This window comes from Prolixibacteraceae bacterium (genome assembly GCA_019856515.1).
GTDB classification, from domain to species: Bacteria; Bacteroidota; Bacteroidia; order Bacteroidales; family Prolixibacteraceae; genus Halosquirtibacter; species Halosquirtibacter xylanolyticus.
The window spans coordinates 765295-783323 of record CP082230.1 but is presented as its reverse complement, the minus strand read 5'-3'; the positions used below and the strand labels follow the sequence as shown (position 1 = coordinate 783323).

Sequence of the window (18029 nt, the reverse complement as noted above, 5' to 3'; positions counted from 1 at the left end):
ACAAACGACTATAACGAATAAGAATTTGGAGAAGGCAGGCTATATTACGCTAAGTGATTATTATCAGAGAGTAAAGTCGTGATTTAGGGAGTCGCCGTATACGAGACCCGTACGTACGGTGGTGTGGGAGGTGTACTGGAAGATAAAATATCTTCCAGCCATCTACCCGATTATATAGGATATCCCAATAAGTAGAGAGTAAGTCTCTGTATTTGCTCAGTCAATAGGAAATATTCATGATTGTAAAGGGAGTTACAGGAGACTCCAAAATCAAGGACGTTATTCGTAAATTTGAAGTGATGATACTTATAGGAATATGATATAATGTCAACTAAGGCTTGGAAGGCGAGTCATAGGTTGAGAATCCCCAAATACAAATGTCCCCTTTATGGTAAATCATGTCCAGTGGTTTGATAGAACTATGAAAGGCGAATTTACCTTCTACATGATTGTTCAATTTTCTCAAATTGATTTCTTCTATTTAATCTCTCTTACATAATTATCTAATCCAATACCTTGAGAAGGTTTTGAATATGTTACCTTGAAGTTGTCTTTATTAGTCGATTCCATATGACAACTTATAATATAGATTGCAATGATGTCTGATGATTGATATGATTCAGAATATATATGTTTATCAATGTTATTCATAACAGAATAGTTCTTTATGTGCATGCATGATTGTCATTTTCACTAAATAAGTGCCAAAATAAAGTTAGTTATTAATATGATAATGATACTTATTGTACAAATAAATAAGATAGATATCTCAAAGTGTAGTTTTTATTGATGAAAAAAATAAGTTAATGACTTGATTCAGTAATCTGATATATAGTTGTTTAGTGAGTGATTTGTTGTTGTGTCTATATTACATGTAATGTTGTTAATGTTTGTAATGTTTGTACCAATACTTTCTTTTTAAAGTAATCATATTTGTTACATGGAAATTTACGATTGTAGATCACGAAAATTAATGTGATTCAGTTTGTAGGTTTCTATTAATGATTAATGACAATGTGGCGATAATTATGTTGCATGGATTTGAATATTAATTATATTTAACAAAGTATGCCAAAACTTACTAAAAACTAAATTTTATGAAATTAAAGAGTTTGTTGTTTATGCTTGTACTATTACTTAGTTTTCCTTCTTTTGCACAGAAGTTTAAGGTTACTGGGGTAGTAAAGGATATCAATAGCGGAGAAACACTCCCAGGTGTAAACGTGATGATTAAGGGCGTAAAAAGAGGTGTAATAACTGATATCGAGGGGCGATTTGTTATAAAGACTCCTAACCCATCATCTACTTTAGTTTTTTCTTTTATCGGATATAAAAGAAAAAGTGTCGCAGTAAAAGGTCGTTCCGTGTTAGATGTTGCCTTAGAAACGATGACGACAGAACTTGACGAAACAGTTGTTATTGGTTACGGTTCAATAAAAAAGAGTGACCTGTCTGGATCTGTTTCTTCTGTAAAATCTGAAGAACTTAATAATACTCCTAACCCTGATGTCGTTTCTGCATTACAAGGGAAAGTTGCAGGTGTTTTTATTGAGACATCAGAAGGAGGTCCAGGTGCTAGTTTGAACGTAAATATTCGTAGTGGGAATTCCATTGGAGCAAGTAGCGCACCTCTTTATGTTGTTGATGGTTTCCCAATTGATGATTCTCCTGTTGGTATGAAAACAGGTATTCCCGGAAATGATAACCAAAATCCATTAGGGAATATTGATCCTGCAACTATTGAATCCGTTGAAGTCTTGAAAGATGCTTCATCAACTGCAATTTATGGTGCTAGAGGAGCTAATGGTGTTATTCTTATTACAACTAAGAGTGGTAAAGCAGGTAAGAATGAGATAACTGTGAATGCGAAGTATGGTGTACGTCGTATTGACCGTCGATTAGATTTGATGAATTCACTAGAGCATGCTGAATATAATCGATATTGGAAAGAGTTTAATAAAACAAATACAGCTCCAGACTCATTGTTAAATACAGATCCGACTTTTCATGGTTTCTGGAAAGGAATTCGGGAAAATCCAAATTTCCCTAATGCAGAAGCATACAGAGATACAATAAATCCAAACCGAATTGATACGGATTGGCAAGATGAACTTTATGGTATCGGAAAAACTCAGAACTACGGTGTTGGTTTTAGTGGTGGTGTAAAGAAGTTCAAATACAATGCCTATACGTCATATTTTGAGAATACTGGTATTATCCCCAATAATGATCTTAAAAGATATCTTGCTGATGTTAAATTAAAGTTAGAATTTGGAAAACTTGCAGTTGACTTTCTTGAGAAGACTAGTTATACAGAAACTAATGGAGTGGATACAAAACATAATGGCTCAGAAGTGAGTGCTGGTGTTGTCAAGCAAGTTGTCAATGCATCACCATCTCGTAAGGTTGATTATCTTCCAGGGGAACTGGTTAATGAGGATACAGGGGAAGAATTAAGTGATTTGAGAAACCCTTATCGATTTGCAGTTGATGTAACGAATAAGAGTAAAGTATTGCAATCGATAAGTAGTGTGGGGCTAAAGTATTCTTTTACTAAGCATTTCTATTATAAGTTGAGTTTAGGTGGATCGATTAATTCTGTGAAGAGTGAAGCGTTCTATCCCACAACAACTGCTATGGGGAAAAGCCGAAAAGGATTGGCAAAACTTCAAACAAAATTAAATGTAAAAGGGGTTCATACAAGCCAATTGAACTATGCAAATACATTTGCTAAGAAACATAGTCTTAATTTGATGGGAGCCTTCTCTACGGAGAAATATTATTCAGAGAATTTTGGTGTGGAAAGTAAGGTGTTTGGTATTAATGAACTAAATACAGCCAATATTAGTGTTGGTCTTCTTCCTGGAACACCTTATTCTGGAAAGGTCGATGGTGGATTGGTATCGTATATCGGACGTATGAATTATGTCTATAATGACAAGTATATTATTACAGGGTCTATAAGAGCAGATGGGGCATCTCGATTTGGAGCTGGCAATAAGTGGGGATATTTTCCATCAGGTGCTTTTGCATGGAGAATCAATCAAGAGAATTTCTTAAAAAATGCTAAGTTTCTTTCTAATTGGAAGTTGAGAGTTAGTTATGGACAGACAGGTAACCAGAGAGTCAGTAATTATGAGTCTCTAACAAATACCGGTTTTGATAATTATAGTTTTAATGGGAGAATTGTAACAGGTTTATACGTTAAGAACCTTGCAAATCCAGAATTAAAATGGCAGACATCAGAACAGACCAACTTAGGAATGGATTTGGGATTTAATGATGGAAAGATATCAATTGTTATGGATGTTTATCGTAAGATGGATAGAGATATTTTGCAATATGTATCTTTGCCAACACATATCGGTTTTGAAAGAATGCGTCAGAATTTTGGTTGTGTAGAAAACCGAGGTGTCGAATTTTCACTATCTACTGTTAATGTTCAAACCAAGAATTTTCAATGGACTACCGATTTCAATATCTCACGTAATGAGAATATTATTCGTGAATTGGGTTATGGTCAAAATAGTTTAATCAATGGCAATTCAATAAAATTAGTTGATAAAATGTCAGGTACTTTTTATGGGTTTAAACAGGTTGGTATAATCGAAAATGAAGAAGAATTAAAGGCATATAGAAACGGAAAGTTTCGTGGTGTAATGAAAGTTGGTCAACGTAAGCTTGCAGATGTTGATAAAAGAGGAAGTGTTTATGCTGAAGATGGAACACCAATAAAAGTAGTCATCGATGATCGAGACCGTGTTGTGCTTGGAAATAATCAAGCAGATTTTCATGGAGGATTAATTAACACCTTTCGAGTTGGAAACTTTTCATTAGGAGTTCGTTTCCGATTCAAATATGGTGGTGAGATATACAACGAAATGAAAACCAAATTGGAAGGATATGATAAACCTACTGACAATCGTTTAAATTCAGCATTAGATTTTTGGAGACCAGAAGTAAAAGCAGCTGATGGTACAATCATAGATGCTGGTAATCCTGATTCCTTTCAACCAGTACCTGGAGTCCGAAATATGAGAGGGTTGATTGATACTTATGTTGAAGATGGATCATATATTCGTTTATCATCTGTGAATATTGGATATAATTTTCCTCGTAAATTAGTAAAATCAATGAGTCTTAGTGGGTTAAGTGTCTATTTTAAAGGTGAGAATCTATATACTTGGACTAATTATAGTGGTTATGATCCAGAAGTTCGAAATATTGATAAAGGAAACTATCCTAAAACGATGAACTTCACTGCAGGTATTAACATTAAATTCTAAGGAGAGACATATCATGAAATTTATATATATCGCAATCATTACATTGTTCCTTTCTTCTTGTAACTCACTTTTAGAAGAACATCCAGAATCATTCATTAATCCAGATACTTATTTTAACAATGCAGATCAAGCATTGACTGCTGTAAATGGAGTATATGGAAAAATGTTACACCGTATCAATACTCCTTATATGGATCTTCATCTTTACAAAGATCTTGGTACAAGTGTCAGTGGTTCGAAACGGTCGAATGAAAATCTTAATCTCTATACTTTTACCTCTAATACAGGACAGTTCAAGAATATCTATTCTGGTTACTTTATAACTATTGAGAGAGCAAATTTTGCTATTGATCGAATTTCAAAGATGGGAGATGAAGTGCTTAATTTTACAGAAGAGGAGAAAAATAGATTTATAGCTGAAGCGAAATTTTTAAGAGCATACAGTTATTTTGGTTTGGTGCGCCTGTTTGGAGCAGTACCTTTGAATTTTAAAGAATCAACTTCATCTGATGACTTTTTTATTGGACGTTCTTCAGTTCGTGAAGTATATAATGAAATCATCAAAGATCTTGAATTTGGATGTGAATGGTTATATTTTAAAAATGGATCCAGTTTAACCCCCACATACAAATCGGCTGATTTAGGGAGAGTGACTAAAGGAGCAGCGTATGGATTGTTAGCAAAAGTTTATTTAACTGCAGCTTCTTGTAAACGCCATTCTGAATTGAATGACTCATGGAACTTAGATATTAATAAGTATGATTGGGTTAATGAGGATGAGTATTATACAAAAGCTAAGGAATATGCAGAGAAACTTGTTGAATTTTCCAATACCGGAGCCAATGTTGGTCTAGAGGATGATTATGAAGCTCCATTCTTTTATGACAATGAAAATGGAAAAGAATCCCTTTTTGAGTTGCAGTTAACGGATGATAATTCACAAAGAGGATTTTCATGTTCAACAATGTCAGGTATATTTGGTGCAAGTAATATGCCAACATCTGGTAAGCAGAAAGTGAACACTGCAAATGGTTTTGTTGAATCGTTTATTCAGTCATATACTGCAGATGATCTTGATTATGCCAACTCAGATCCTCGTATGCTTATCAGCATAAATGTCAATAAATGGGCGAAAAGTGGTCAAAAACTTGAGAACATTGTTGCTCCGAAGGATTTTTCTTTTGTGAAATTTAAGTCCGCATCACCTTGTTACTTTGAGCATGGACAAAATCAAGTACTATTACGTTATGGTGATATTTTGCTTGTTTTAGCTGAAGCCTATAATGAATTAGGTGATCAAGTAAATGCAGCAAAATATGTGAATATAATTAGATCTAGAGCAAGAAATGGTTCTACTATTTCTGCTGATATGGCTGCACCAATTGGGGTGAGATATCCTGTTTCATTACAACCTGCAGATGTTTCTGAGACATTAACGCAAGCAGAAATGGTAGACATTATTTACCAAGAGCGTAAGTGGGAGTTATGTTATGAGGGACAAACTCGATTTGATGCTGTAAGAATGGGCCGTTTAGTGAGTGAGGTTCAGGAATTAAAAATGTATGGAAAATCTGGAGAAGATGCAAAGAACTATACTTATTTCCAGCAGTGTGCTTTAGGGATTCAAGCAAAGCTTGATGACACAAAGAAATCTCCAGCAGCTGAAAACATTGTCATACATCATAATCTATTCCCAATACCATATGCGGAAATGAATAGAAATCCAGGGTTTAAATTTCAAAATCCAAATTACTAATAATAGATTACTTATTGCCTTCCATTCTCTTTCAACTTAATAGTTAAGAATAAGGACTTTAATGGTAGCTTCGGAGTAATCAGGCATGATTGCTCCGAAGAATTGAGAGTGTGACTGCCTTTAAATGTTTTCTCAAATCTATTTCAAGTGTTGGAGAAGGAAGGCATTCATATATATACTCCCATAATTTTACGTTCTCTTGGTATAAGAGGAAATAAAATTATGGGAGTATATATATGAATAGTTTAAGGTTAGTTGTTTGGTATTAAGGAGGTTATTTAATCTTGATTGTTTTATACTATGACGATGTTTATATGCTTTTATGGAACGGTGGTTAAACAAAATTAGATGATTAAATTAGCAGTACATCATGGAAGAGGGGAATTACTTTAAATATAATGATGAAATTGGATTTATGGTCCATCCTAATCCAGTAATAAATGAGTTTGAGATTGGACAGAATAACTCTCAGTCTCATATTTACTACATAATTAACCTTTGTGGAAAAATAGTTGCCACTTTTCGGTATGTTGATCGATCAAAACCGATTATACTGTCTGTGAGAGCGGGTGTGTATATTATCCGAAACCAATCATCAGGTAAATCGCAGAAAATAGTCTTCACATAGTGAGTTAACTCCTTCACTTGGATAAATTACAATACGGTAGGTGTTTAATTGAAGCTCTAAAAAGTGTGTTCTAGTATTTCATTTAAATGAAATACTAGAACACACTTTTCTCTTATATGTATTAAACCATAGAGAAATAGACTTGTGTCAAGTCTGAATGTTAGTAGATTAAATAATACATATCTTTCAATGTTACTTTTTGAGTAAGTATATTGTTAAATTGATCTAATCTTTTATTGAGATATGTAACGTGGGTCATAGAAAAATGTAACAGTTTGCATGCTTATTTCATCGATTGTCTAGTGTGAAATCTATGAATGTAGAGGTTTATATATTTTGGGACTTAATCTATAATTATAATAATATTCATGTGCTATTTGTGATACTTATTTAACTTACTTGATGCTACATTGTCCATATATAATTTATGATGATAAGGACTATCGTTAAACTATCAAAAAGGACCAATAAAAAAGTATTATGAAGAAATGTTTTATTCTACTCATTGCATTAATGGGAATTTTGTCAACCAGAGCAGAGAATCAAATCTATGTCTCTCCAAATGGAAATGATAAAGCAAAGGGGACTCTTGAGGCTCCATATAAAAGTCTTCAGAAAGTATCTCAACGAGTTAAATATCTTGTTCGAAAGCAACCTAATGAAGATATCACCGTATATCTAAGAGGAGGAAGATATCAGCTTAACCATACATTAGTTTTAGGCTTACCTCATACTTTGAAGAGTGGCAAAAAATTGACTTTTGCAGCTTATCAAGATGAAGAGCCTATATTGTCTTCTGGTAAGAATATAGCCAAATGGACAAAAGTGAAAAGATATCCTAAAGGAACTCCTAAAGCTGCAAAAGGGAAATTGTGGGTAGCCAATATGCCTACAGGACTTAAAAGTTTCCGTACTCTTTTTGATGGAGATCATCGGTTGTCTCGTGCAAAAAGTGATAAATTTCAAATGCCACGAAATGAAGAGGTCCGTCGTGCAGATAGTCAGAATACTTATTATAATCGTGATCGTATTCATCTTCGTATGTTTCCTTTTACAAACCAAATCAAAGATTGGAGTAATTTGTCAGATGTAGAAGTATTCTTTAATCCAGTACCATGGAATATTAATATGATTCAGTTAGAATCTGTGGATATGGAGAAGAAAATAGCATATCTAGCTTATGAAGCTAATGCATTACCTTTCTCAAGTGGAAAACATCGTTATGCATGGGTTGAAAATGTGGTAGACTATTTAGATGAACCTGGTGAATGGTGTGTAAATACCCAATCGAGAAAGATTTACTATTGGCCAAAATCTGGAACACCATCTAAGACGATCTTTGCACCACAATTAATGGAGTTAGTGAAAGTTGAAGGTGAAGTAAATTATGATCTACCTAAAGACACACCTGCTAAGAATATCTATTTTAAAGGATTGACTTTCACTCATGGTGATCGTACCGTTTGGTATAAAAATAGAAAAGGTTGGGGGATCCAGCATGATTGGGATACTTTCGATTATGGAAATGCACTATTAAGATTTCGTGGAGCTGAAAGTTGTGGCGTAGAAGCATGTCATTTTACCAATAGTGGAGGTAGTGCGATGCGACTAGATCTTCATGCACAAAACATCAAGATAGAGAGAAACCTGATTGATTATGTTGGGCATATGGGAATCCTGCTTGCTGGATATGGACCTGGAACGAAGGACGTGAACAAAGACAATACCATTACAAATAACATTATTCATCATTGTGGTCAGATTGTATATCATGGTCATGCCATCTTCGCTTGGCAGAGTGGAGGGAATGTAATCTCTCATAATTATATCCATGATGTTCCAAGAAAAGCTGTTGGGATTTGTGGAGTCAGATGTCAGATCCTTTTAAAGGATGAATGTAATTTTGATGAAGCCTCGCGTACTATTCGTTGGGGAGAAGTTATGCCTAATATTGACAGTACTAAAACGATCATTCAGCGATATGCTCCTTTCTTACATGCTCGTAACAATATCATAGAATACAATCGTGTAGAACGTACTCTATTGAAGCTTAGCGATGGCTCAAGTCTAAATGTATCAGGAGCTGGGTTAGGTAATGTTGTTAGAAACAACTATCTGTATGATATCCCTTATGTTGGTATTCGTACTGATGATTGGCAAGATGGTACATTGATCTGCAACAATCTTTTGGTAAATGTAAAGAATATTGGGATTATCCATAAAGGTATTAATACAATAGAAAACAATATACTGATCAACTGTGGTAAAGGCATCCACTTTAGGGCATATCCGCAACAATATTTTGAACCTACCTCTTCGATATCACACAATATATTCTACAATACATCAGACAAGTATGTTCCGAATACGACATTTAAGTGGGGACGAATGTTTGTCCATAAGGAAGGAAAGAAATCAATTCCTTATGAGTATCAGATGGACTATAATTGCTATTACTGGCCTAATGCGAAAGAAGATGTTGCTTTGAAACAGAAGAATGGTATAGAGGAACACGCTGTGATTATGGATCCTAAATTTACAGATCTTAAGCATTTTGATTACCGTATGAAAAACAAGAAATTAATCAAAAAAATAGGATTCAAACCATTTGATGTTTCTATTTCTAATTATGGTGTCTCTAAAGACTATCCTCAGAAATATTTGTTAGAAGATAATAAAGCTTTAGCAGAGATAAAAAAATAATATATATGAAGAGTATAAAGTTGTATGCCTCTTTAGGTTTACTAATGACGGGACTTGCAATGCCAAAAATGGCTGAAGCAAAGAAGAATAAGAAAAAACCTAATATAGTCTACATTCTTGCAGATGACATGGGGTATGGTGATGTAAAAGCTTTCAATCCAAAATGTCAATTCCCAACACCCAATCTAGATCAGATGGCTAAAGGTGGAATGATGTTTACTGATGTACATACCAACTCATCGGTATGTACACCAACTCGATATGGAATTCTTACTGGTCGTTATTGTTGGCGAACTCGATTGAAGAGTGGAGTTCTTCAGGGACATAGTGATCACTTGATTGATCCAAATAGAACAACTGTAGCATCTTATCTAAAGAAAAAAGGTTATCAAACCGCTTGTGTCGGTAAGTGGCACCTAGGTATGGATTGGACATCAGTAGATGGAAAGAAAGTACAACAGACATTTGGTGAAAATGTTGATGTAAAGAAACCAATTAAAAATGGGCCTTTAAGTGTTGGGTTCGATTACTATTTTGGAATTGCAGCTTCTTTAAATATGGCACCTCATGCTTATATCGAAGGTGATAAGATGAAGGGCGATTTTGAGCTCATTATGGATAGGAAAGAATTCAAAAAATATGGGTTTATTGGGGCACGTAATGGTTGGATTGACAAGAACTTTGTTCAAAATCAAGTCTTAACTAATTTTACAGATAAAACGATCTCTTGGATAGAGCAAACTCAAAAGAAAGATAAGGACAAGCCATTCTTTGTTTATATGCCATTAAATGCCCCTCACTCTCCAATTGTTCCGAATAAGCAATTCAAAGGAAAAAGTGGTGTTGCTCCACATGGAGATTTTTGTATGGAAGTTGATTATGCCGTTGGGCGTGTAATGAAAGCACTCGACAAAATAGGAATTCTTGATAACACTCTTGTGATTTTTACTGCTGATAATGGCGTGTCACCACAAGCGAACCTAAAACTTCTCGAAAAAAACAATCACTTCTCTAGTTATTTCTTCCGTGGAACCAAAGGGACACTTTATGAGGGTGGACATCATGTTCCATTTATTGCACATTGGCCAAACAAAGTAAAATCAAATAAAAGGAGTGACTACCTAATGTGTACTACTGACCTTCTGGCTACTGTCTCAGATTTAATGGGGGACCAACTTGGAAACAATGAAGGAGAGGATAGTTATAGTTTTCTACCAGCTCTTTATGGCAAGAACGTAGATGACACTAAGCGTCAAGGGGTAATTCATCATTCTGATGGAGGATATTACTCTATTCGTCAAGGAGATTGGAAATTAGTTCTACATGAAGGAGCTGGTTCACGTCGTAAAGACCCTAAAGATAAGCCAGTAAAAAATCCAGGAAAGATTCAACTGTTTAACATGCAGGAAGATCCTTACGAATCAAATAATCTTCTTAAGATGTATCCTGATAAGGTTAAAGAGCTAGAATTGCTTATGGCAGAATATATCAATAATGGTCGAAGTACTCCAGGTGAACCTGTGGCGAATTATGGTGATATGACCAAAAGACGTCAACTTCGTGAAATTAAAGATTTAATTCAATAAACTAACACAACATAAAGAAGGCAAGGTCATCTGTGTCTTGCCTTTGAACTAAACTATCTTTAATGAAACAACTTTGTACAGTCCTTGGACTCTCCTCATTGATGCTGTTTTCGTGCAAAAGTTCTGAAAACAGCGTATCTAAGAGTGAGAGAACACACTCGAAAAAAAGCCCGAATGTAATTCTCATCATGGCTGATGATCTTGGTTATGGAGATGTTGGGTTTAATGGCAATAAAATTATTCAAACCCCCAACCTTGATGCTTTATCTAAAAAGGGGGTAACCTTCACCAACTTTTATGCTGGAGGACCTGTATGTTCTCCCACTAGAGGAACTTGTCTTACGGGTAGGCATTATAGCCGATATGGAATATATACTGCCAATGTGGGACATTTACCAAAAGAAGAAATAACGTTGATTGATTTGTTGAAAGACAAAGGCTATGAAACAGGCCATTTTGGAAAGTGGCATTTAGGAACAGTTGTTAAGGGAGTGTCATCAAAGGGAAAAAAACGAAAGCCAGTCTTAAATTTTAGTCCACCATGGCACCATGGGTATGATGATGCCTTTGTCACTGAATCTGCTGTGGCGACTTGGAATCCTACAGTAGGTAAGCGATACAAGAAGAATGAGTATTATCATAACGGAAAACGTGTTACAGATAATCTTGATGGCGATGATTCGCGTGTAATTATGGATCGTGTTCTTCCTTTCGTAGATAATGCAAAAAAAGAAAATAAACCTTTCTTTAGTGTTGTTTGGTTTCATGCTCCTCATGAGCCTGTTGTTGCGGGACCTGAATACAAAGCACGATATTCCCAGTATAGTTTGGGAGAACAAAACTATTATGGCTGTGTCACTGCACTTGATGATCAAGTCGGCCGATTAATAAAACACCTTGAGAAAATAGGGGAATTGGAGAATACGATCATATGTTTTTGTAGTGATAATGGTCCAGAAGGTAGAAAACGTGCAGGTACACGACAAGGTTCTACTGCTGGATTAAGAGGTCGTAAACGTAGTTTATATTGTGGAGGAGTTGGTGTTCCTGCATTTATGGTATGGCCAGGAACAATAAAAGCCAATACTCGTTCAGAATACATCTCGTCAACACTTGATTACTTACCTACATTAGTCGATGGATTAGCTCTGAATAATATTGAAGATCGTCCAGTCGATGGTGTTTCATTGATGTCTATGTTCAATGGATCTTCTAAAACACGTCCCAAACCTCTTCCGTTTATGTATAAAGGGAAAGGTGCTATCATTGACAACGACTTAAAGTTTGTTGTATTAGATGGCAAGTTAAAAGAGGTATACAATCTTCGTGAAGATCGTTCTGAGGGGAATAATATTGCAAGTCAGTATCCAGAAAAAGTTTCTGAAATGAAAGCCTATCTAAAAGATTGGAATGCTTCATGTCAAAATAGCCAAAAAGGGAATGACTACAATAATACAAACTACCAACCTGTTGATCGCTGGCAGGGATTAAAAATAAAATAATAATCAATGATGAAAAACATTATTCTAACAGGATGTTTGCTTCTATCTGTTTCATTACTCGGGGCGAAGAATACTCCTAAGACAGAGCATTACCAAGACAACTGGAAATCTCTTCGTAAGCATGAAGTCCCGCAATGGGCTAAGGATGCAAAATTTGGAATCTATGCACATTGGGGGGTCTATTCCGTAACGGGAAACTGGGATTATACTCGTCCAAATTGGGCTAATTACTACATTACGGGCTATTTAGGTTACTATCAGACCAACCAACGTGGCGAACAGGCAAAGTTATTTCGCAAAAATGTTGGAGATATACGCAATGGTGTCGGATATAAGGATCTTGCGAAACAATTTAAAGCTGAAAAATTCGATCCTAAATATTGGGCAAAATTAATAAAAAGATCAGGTGCACAGTATGCTGGTATCTGCGCTGTACACCACGATGGCTACTGTATGTGGGACAGTGAAATTACGGATCTATGTGCTGGAAAAACAGGGCCAAAACGAGATCTCATTGCAGATATATATAAGGAGTTACGTGCTGAGGATCTAAAGATTATTGCAACATTCCATCATGGACGTACATATAAGCATTTTGAGAATGTAACCAAACGTTTTGAAGGAAAGAAAGAGTTTGCAAATGTCGATCTGTTAAACGAAAAGAACTGGAACTACTACTGGTATATGGGTACGAAAGATCGTTTTGCTAAAAATCGTTATGATTTAACCGTAGAGTTTATTGACAAATACAAACCAGACATTTTATGGTTTGATGGTGGCGGTGGTAAGTTTGGAACCGAAAAAATTCTTTCACATTTCTTCAATATGGGAATCGATCAAAAAAAAGAGGTCTGTGTTCATAACAAGGGGAATTTTGGTAAAAACTTTGGGATCTATAGTTACGAAAATGGTGCCCATCGTCCCTCTTTTGTCGACTGGCCATGGGAAGACGATACACCGAGTGCTGTCGGTTGGTGTGATTGGCAATGGAACAAAGGAATTAAATATAAAAAGTCGAGAGACGTGATTGTTCGTCTTTGTGATCTTGTTGCTCGTAATGGAGGCTTACTATTGTCAATGAATCCACGTCCTGATGGAACTTTTGATAAGGCCCAAGAAGATTTGCTTCTAGGTATTGGTAAGTGGTTAGATCAAAATGGTGAAGCTATTTACGGAACAAAACCTTGGGTTGTCTATGGTGAAGGTCACCTAGAGGATCTGTTTTTTTCAGAGACACAGCCTAAGACCGGTAAGAAATCTCGTGAGATTCAACCAAACACTGCATTATTTAATGAGAGAGATGTACGATTCACTGCAAAGAATAATACTTTATATGCAACATTCTTAGGAACAGATCTTGGACGTGAGTGTCGCATCAAGACTTTAAAAGAAGGAGTGAAGATCTCAGATAAAAACCAGATTGAATCCATTCATCTTTTAGGTCATGGCAAGGTGAAATACAAAAGAGAAAAAGATGGATTACATATCTATCTGCCTAAAAAATTGCCAAATAATGTAGCACTCTCTTTTAGAATAGAGGTGAAAGGTGAACTTTTAGAAAATCAATTGAATGGAACTAATGGTGTTCTACCTCTACAAACTTGATTTTAAGTGATAAAGCTATATAATTTGATGATTCAGTAATGAGTGGAGTGTCTTGTTCTCAAATAGATGCTTTCCCTCTTTCGATTCAATTATTTATGATGACGGGCTCTGAATTTTAGATCTGATAGTCATCTTACTACCGATGCTTTTTTGAAATGATAGTTGAGATACTATCGATTATATTTTGCTTGAACAGTGTGAAATTAAGGGGGCATAGTTTTTCCAATAATCATGTTTCTATGCAAAGTATATATGTGACATAGATCAGTCGTTAATCGATCATTTCTGTATTGGTATTGTTGTTAATATCCCGATGCTTTCTTAAAGTAAGCATGTGATATATTTTCCATTCTATCGACTACTTTCAATGTCAGGGAGATATGTATATCTTGATCTTTCATTGTCTGTAACGAATGTAATTCTTTTTTGTTTAGTTAAACTGTAGGGGGTCTTCTAATTTAAAATAGAAGGCCCCTATTGGTTTTTACTACTATATAATTTTCTGACGATGAAATGTGAAACAATAGAAAAGCTATTTATCAGGCATTAAGATCTGTAGGGGGCAAAATTATTACTATTTTTAATACATAAAACTATGAATGATTATATTGGTTACATACGGTGACCATAAACAAAAACTAATGATTAACTAATAAAACGATGAAACAGAATTGTAAACTATTACAAGAAACCTTCGTGCTTTTACTCTGTAGTATGGCATTAATTACACATGTTGGCTGTGTGGATAAAAATAGGAATTTAGTGCCAACAGCTCCTAGTAAAAATCCGAACTATTGGTGTACTTGGTATTGGCAGAACTACTTGATCAAAAAAGGGCAAAAAGTAGAAAAAGTTGACCCAAAAAATATCTATACCAATCAGGCTGCTAGAGATCAACTTACCGAAGAGACCGTTTTTGGTCCTAATGGTATGGCTGTTGTAATGTTACCTAAAACCAGAAGTGATTTCTATTTTCTTATCGACCATGGTTGGCAGGACAAAAATATAAAAGAGAATACATTTTTCACATCAATACTTGATAAGAAAGATTTCCCAAGATATACGAATTTATCTGCAAAAGATCGTATTAAACAGATGAATGAAGATATTGAACAGCTTGGATGGAGGGGTTTAGGCCTTTGGTTTCGAGGAAATAAAACAGAGCAGGAGATGCGCCAAATGATTGAATGGAGCAAATATGCAGGAATAAGATATTGGAAAATCGACGGTGGAGATATCACACATTACTATGCAACGAAGATAAAAGATGTAATCTATCCAGAATTGATCATTGAACATATTACAGGTACTGGTCCTCTTAATTCGAAATGGGATACTCCAAATCTTAATTACTGATGTTTCCCATGTCTTTATTCAGGTTCATAAACCATTGATTCAATGAGCCTAAAGAATTTATTATTTTCGGGTTTATTTTTAAGTACACTGATTATCAATTCATTAAAATCACTATCGATGATTTCTGCGAGAGTTCTCATCAATTCGAGGATAAAACCCCAAATTCGTTGTACTATTACAAGTTCCATTCCTTGATCTTTTACATGAGCAAAGATTCCACCTAGCGTCTCATATGCCTCGAACCTTTTTGCTAAACTAAAAACGTTAAACTCAATAATAGCTACAGATAGATCTGCTATTTGAGCATCAAAATCACTCGATTGAGATTTTCCTAAACCAAAATAGTTCTTTGATTCCTTAAAAAAGACCTCAATACTCCATCTAATACTATATATCTGATAAGCTTTCTCTATGCTCAGCTTTGTATTTGAAGATACCAATAAATGCCATTTCCCTCGCTTACTGTTCTTGCAAAAGAATAGTTTTACATCTGTACCTTTATATTTCACTGTGACTTCTGCACAATATAGACTAAGTGACTTTACCCATTTTACTCTCTTTCGCTGTTTAAGTAAGAGAGCAAGTTCTTTGGTGCTATATTCTTTGTCTTTGAAAGAATATTTAGCACTAGACATCTTAGCCATTGCAACAAGATGCATACCATTAGAGATCACAGTTTTTAATATTGAATCACAGAAGAACCAACTGTCCATAAGTATGTAGTCTACTGTAATTCCTTGTTTAATAGCATTTACCATCATCTCTTTTGCCATCGTTATTTTATCAATAACGAGTTCTTTCTCTCGGTTAAACCCATTACTCTTTGTTGATCGTTTCTTTGAGAACTGTTTTTTACGTTGTTTGGCAGTGAGTCCAAATGGAGTCTTTTTATTCTTCCCTCTTTCTTTATGTAGAGAGAAGTCCAATGTAAAATAGCTTTTGCCATCCCATAAACCTAGAAATAATCCTTTAAAACCAAATATATAACGATGGGTTACATGCGACCATATTTTACTAACATGTTCAGTTTTGTAGGTAGACTTCTCAAAATCAGTATCGTCAATAATTAAGCATCTTTCTGCTTGATTACAGTCATCAGAGTGAGAGTTTTTGGCTATTTGACCAAAGAGTTTATTATTACATGATGAAACTATAGTACGCCAATCTATCTGGCTGTTATTTTTAAATCGATAGAATGTATTCTTTTGTGCTTCTAACATCTCTGATAGATAATGCTTACTGTAGCTATAAATATTAGGGATAGAGAAAATTGGGAAAAGTAGTAAGCCTAATAGTATGTCACCTTTGAAGTAAGTAGACTGAGGCAACTCTTTATTTCCTAATTTCAGTTGTCTTAAGTTGAGTAACTTGTAAAGGCTAATAATTCGATTAATTCCTTTTTCACTTGAACTGAAAAAACTCTGTGTCTCTGAAAAAACTTTTGTACTTTTATTCTGAAGCATGATTTATTTGGTTATTGGAACAACATTAATTTACTGATAATTAATGAATTATCAAAATAAACATGCTTCTTTTTATGCTGTAAATCAAGATGTTAGCCTACATGGGAAACATCAGTTAATTACTACCCCTCGGTATATAGCCAACGAAATGAAACCACCCAGAAATTAAATGCAGTAGCTGGAACCACAATGAACAGTACATCTCTAAAAGCAAAAAAATCATTAGATGTAATCCAACATACCGATGTATTTAGGACTTACGATGCTGCACCTCTTTTAGTAACCACTACTACACTACAAAGAGTTGATGATATACTTCGTCAAACAGCAGGGAATCCAGAATATAGAGCATTTCTTAATGTGCAAGACGATTGTAATGTTGCTGCCGCACTTGGACTTACCGTAGCGGTTAAAAGACATCCAATGAAGACTCCTCGGCATTATAAAGGGATAGATTATCATGCCCAAATTGCAGGAGATCGTCATGTGGACAAGAGATTAAATGAAATGGATCGTTTTGCTATGTGGCAACGTATTGCACCACCAATGAATGCTGGATACGGTACGTATAGATATTCTACACACTACCTTGTCGATAGTATTGTGTTTCGAAATCATCACACATGGTATGCAGCTACTTTTGATCAAATGGTTCGACAAAGTGCACCTTCTATTATGACAAGAAACATTGCATTACCTGAAGTTAAAGCAAATGGTATGGTTCCATACGTTTTGGCTTCTAAATTTCCTAATGGCACGGTTGCTATTGCAACTGAAGGACGAGTACATCCGAGTCATAGCTGGATGACACCTCGAGCGGATATAATCTTAAAGGAAGCTCCAATGTCTAAACATATTGGTGTTTTTGGTTACTTCAAGACTTTAACACTTGAGTTTGAGAATAAACTGCCAGTTAATCCCACCGTATTAGGACAAGATCTATTATCCAAAGAGGCATTAGATATTAGTGACAAAGTAATTGTCAATGGAAGAGTGATTACTATTCCAGGGGATCTTATTGATAAGGTTGGTACAATGAAAAATGATAAAGAAGATATATCATGCCCAGGGATGGTACTCTGGGTTGAATAGGTAAATGAAAAAAGCGCCATACTTAAGAAGAAGTTATGGCGCTTTATATTTT

Annotated in this window: 11 protein-coding genes; 9 read left to right on the top strand and 2 right to left on the bottom strand. The window is 35.1% G+C overall.

Going from position 1 to position 18029, the window contains the following annotated elements; genetic code table 11:
- Positions 1-477 precede the first annotated feature (477 nt).
- Positions 478-651 (bottom strand): hypothetical protein, encoded by a 174-nt coding sequence (locus tag K5X82_02735; protein ID QZT37823.1) that lies wholly within the window; start codon positions 649-651, stop codon positions 478-480.
- Between the two features lie 446 nt (positions 652-1097).
- Between K5X82_02735 and K5X82_02730 the strand changes: the two genes are divergently transcribed.
- The 8 genes from K5X82_02730 to K5X82_02695 all read left to right on the top strand — a co-directional run bounded on the left by K5X82_02730 (position 1098) and on the right by K5X82_02695 (position 15422).
- Positions 1098-4286, top strand: a complete 3189-nt coding sequence (locus K5X82_02730) for a TonB-dependent receptor (GenBank protein QZT37822.1) — start codon at positions 1098-1100, stop codon at positions 4284-4286.
- Between the two features lie 13 nt (positions 4287-4299).
- Positions 4300-6042 carry a RagB/SusD family nutrient uptake outer membrane protein gene (locus K5X82_02725; GenBank protein QZT37821.1) on the top strand — a complete coding sequence of 581 codons (1743 nt, stop codon included), beginning with the start codon at positions 4300-4302 and terminating at the stop codon, positions 6040-6042.
- 370 nt (positions 6043-6412) lie between these two features.
- The gene (locus tag K5X82_02720; GenBank protein ID QZT37820.1) at positions 6413-6670 is read left to right on the top strand and encodes a T9SS type A sorting domain-containing protein; all 258 of its coding nucleotides are present in this window, start codon (positions 6413-6415) and stop codon (positions 6668-6670) included.
- Between the two features lie 480 nt (positions 6671-7150).
- Positions 7151-9373, top strand: coding sequence for a right-handed parallel beta-helix repeat-containing protein (locus tag K5X82_02715; GenBank protein ID QZT37819.1), 2223 nt, complete (start codon positions 7151-7153; stop codon positions 9371-9373).
- A gap of 5 nt (positions 9374-9378) precedes the next feature.
- Complete coding sequence (locus K5X82_02710) at positions 9379-10959, top strand: arylsulfatase (GenBank protein ID QZT37818.1); 1581 nt, start codon at positions 9379-9381, stop codon at positions 10957-10959.
- A 62-nt stretch (positions 10960-11021) separates the two neighbouring features.
- Positions 11022-12461 carry a sulfatase-like hydrolase/transferase gene (locus tag K5X82_02705; protein QZT37817.1) on the top strand — a complete coding sequence of 480 codons (1440 nt, stop codon included), beginning with the start codon at positions 11022-11024 and terminating at the stop codon, positions 12459-12461.
- A 6-nt stretch (positions 12462-12467) separates the two neighbouring features.
- The gene (locus K5X82_02700) at positions 12468-14066 is read left to right on the top strand and encodes an alpha-L-fucosidase (GenBank protein QZT37816.1); all 1599 of its coding nucleotides are present in this window, start codon (positions 12468-12470) and stop codon (positions 14064-14066) included.
- Between the two features lie 660 nt (positions 14067-14726).
- Entirely contained in the window at positions 14727-15422 is a 696-nt protein-coding gene (locus K5X82_02695; protein ID QZT37815.1) for a hypothetical protein, read from the top strand.
- Between the two features lie 14 nt (positions 15423-15436).
- Here the strand turns inward: K5X82_02695 and K5X82_02690 are convergent, their stop codons facing one another.
- Complete coding sequence (locus K5X82_02690) at positions 15437-16885, bottom strand: transposase (GenBank protein QZT37814.1); 1449 nt, start codon at positions 16883-16885, stop codon at positions 15437-15439.
- 189 nt (positions 16886-17074) lie between these two features.
- On the opposite strand from K5X82_02690, the gene K5X82_02685 reads away from it, so the two are divergent.
- Entirely contained in the window at positions 17075-17977 is a 903-nt protein-coding gene (locus K5X82_02685; protein ID QZT37813.1) for a hypothetical protein, read from the top strand.
- The last annotated feature ends 52 nt before the right edge of the window (positions 17978-18029 follow it).

Excerpts from the sequence above, each read along its gene's own strand:
- K5X82_02735 (QZT37823.1), bottom strand. The coding sequence starts at position 651 with ATGAATAACATTGATAAACATATATATTCTGAATCATATCAATCATCA.
- K5X82_02730 (QZT37822.1), top strand. The coding sequence starts at position 1,098 with ATGAAATTAAAGAGTTTGTTGTTTATGCTTGTACTATTACTTAGTTTT.
- K5X82_02725 (QZT37821.1), top strand. The coding sequence starts at position 4,300 with ATGAAATTTATATATATCGCAATCATTACATTGTTCCTTTCTTCTTGT.
- K5X82_02720 (QZT37820.1), top strand. The coding sequence starts at position 6,413 with ATGGAAGAGGGGAATTACTTTAAATATAATGATGAAATTGGATTTATG.
- K5X82_02715 (QZT37819.1), top strand. The coding sequence starts at position 7,151 with ATGAAGAAATGTTTTATTCTACTCATTGCATTAATGGGAATTTTGTCA.
- K5X82_02710 (QZT37818.1), top strand. The coding sequence starts at position 9,379 with ATGAAGAGTATAAAGTTGTATGCCTCTTTAGGTTTACTAATGACGGGA.
- K5X82_02705 (QZT37817.1), top strand. The coding sequence starts at position 11,022 with ATGAAACAACTTTGTACAGTCCTTGGACTCTCCTCATTGATGCTGTTT.
- K5X82_02700 (QZT37816.1), top strand. The coding sequence starts at position 12,468 with ATGATGAAAAACATTATTCTAACAGGATGTTTGCTTCTATCTGTTTCA.
- K5X82_02695 (QZT37815.1), top strand. The coding sequence starts at position 14,727 with ATGAAACAGAATTGTAAACTATTACAAGAAACCTTCGTGCTTTTACTC.
- K5X82_02690 (QZT37814.1), bottom strand. The coding sequence starts at position 16,885 with ATGCTTCAGAATAAAAGTACAAAAGTTTTTTCAGAGACACAGAGTTTT.
- K5X82_02685 (QZT37813.1), top strand. The coding sequence starts at position 17,075 with ATGAACAGTACATCTCTAAAAGCAAAAAAATCATTAGATGTAATCCAA.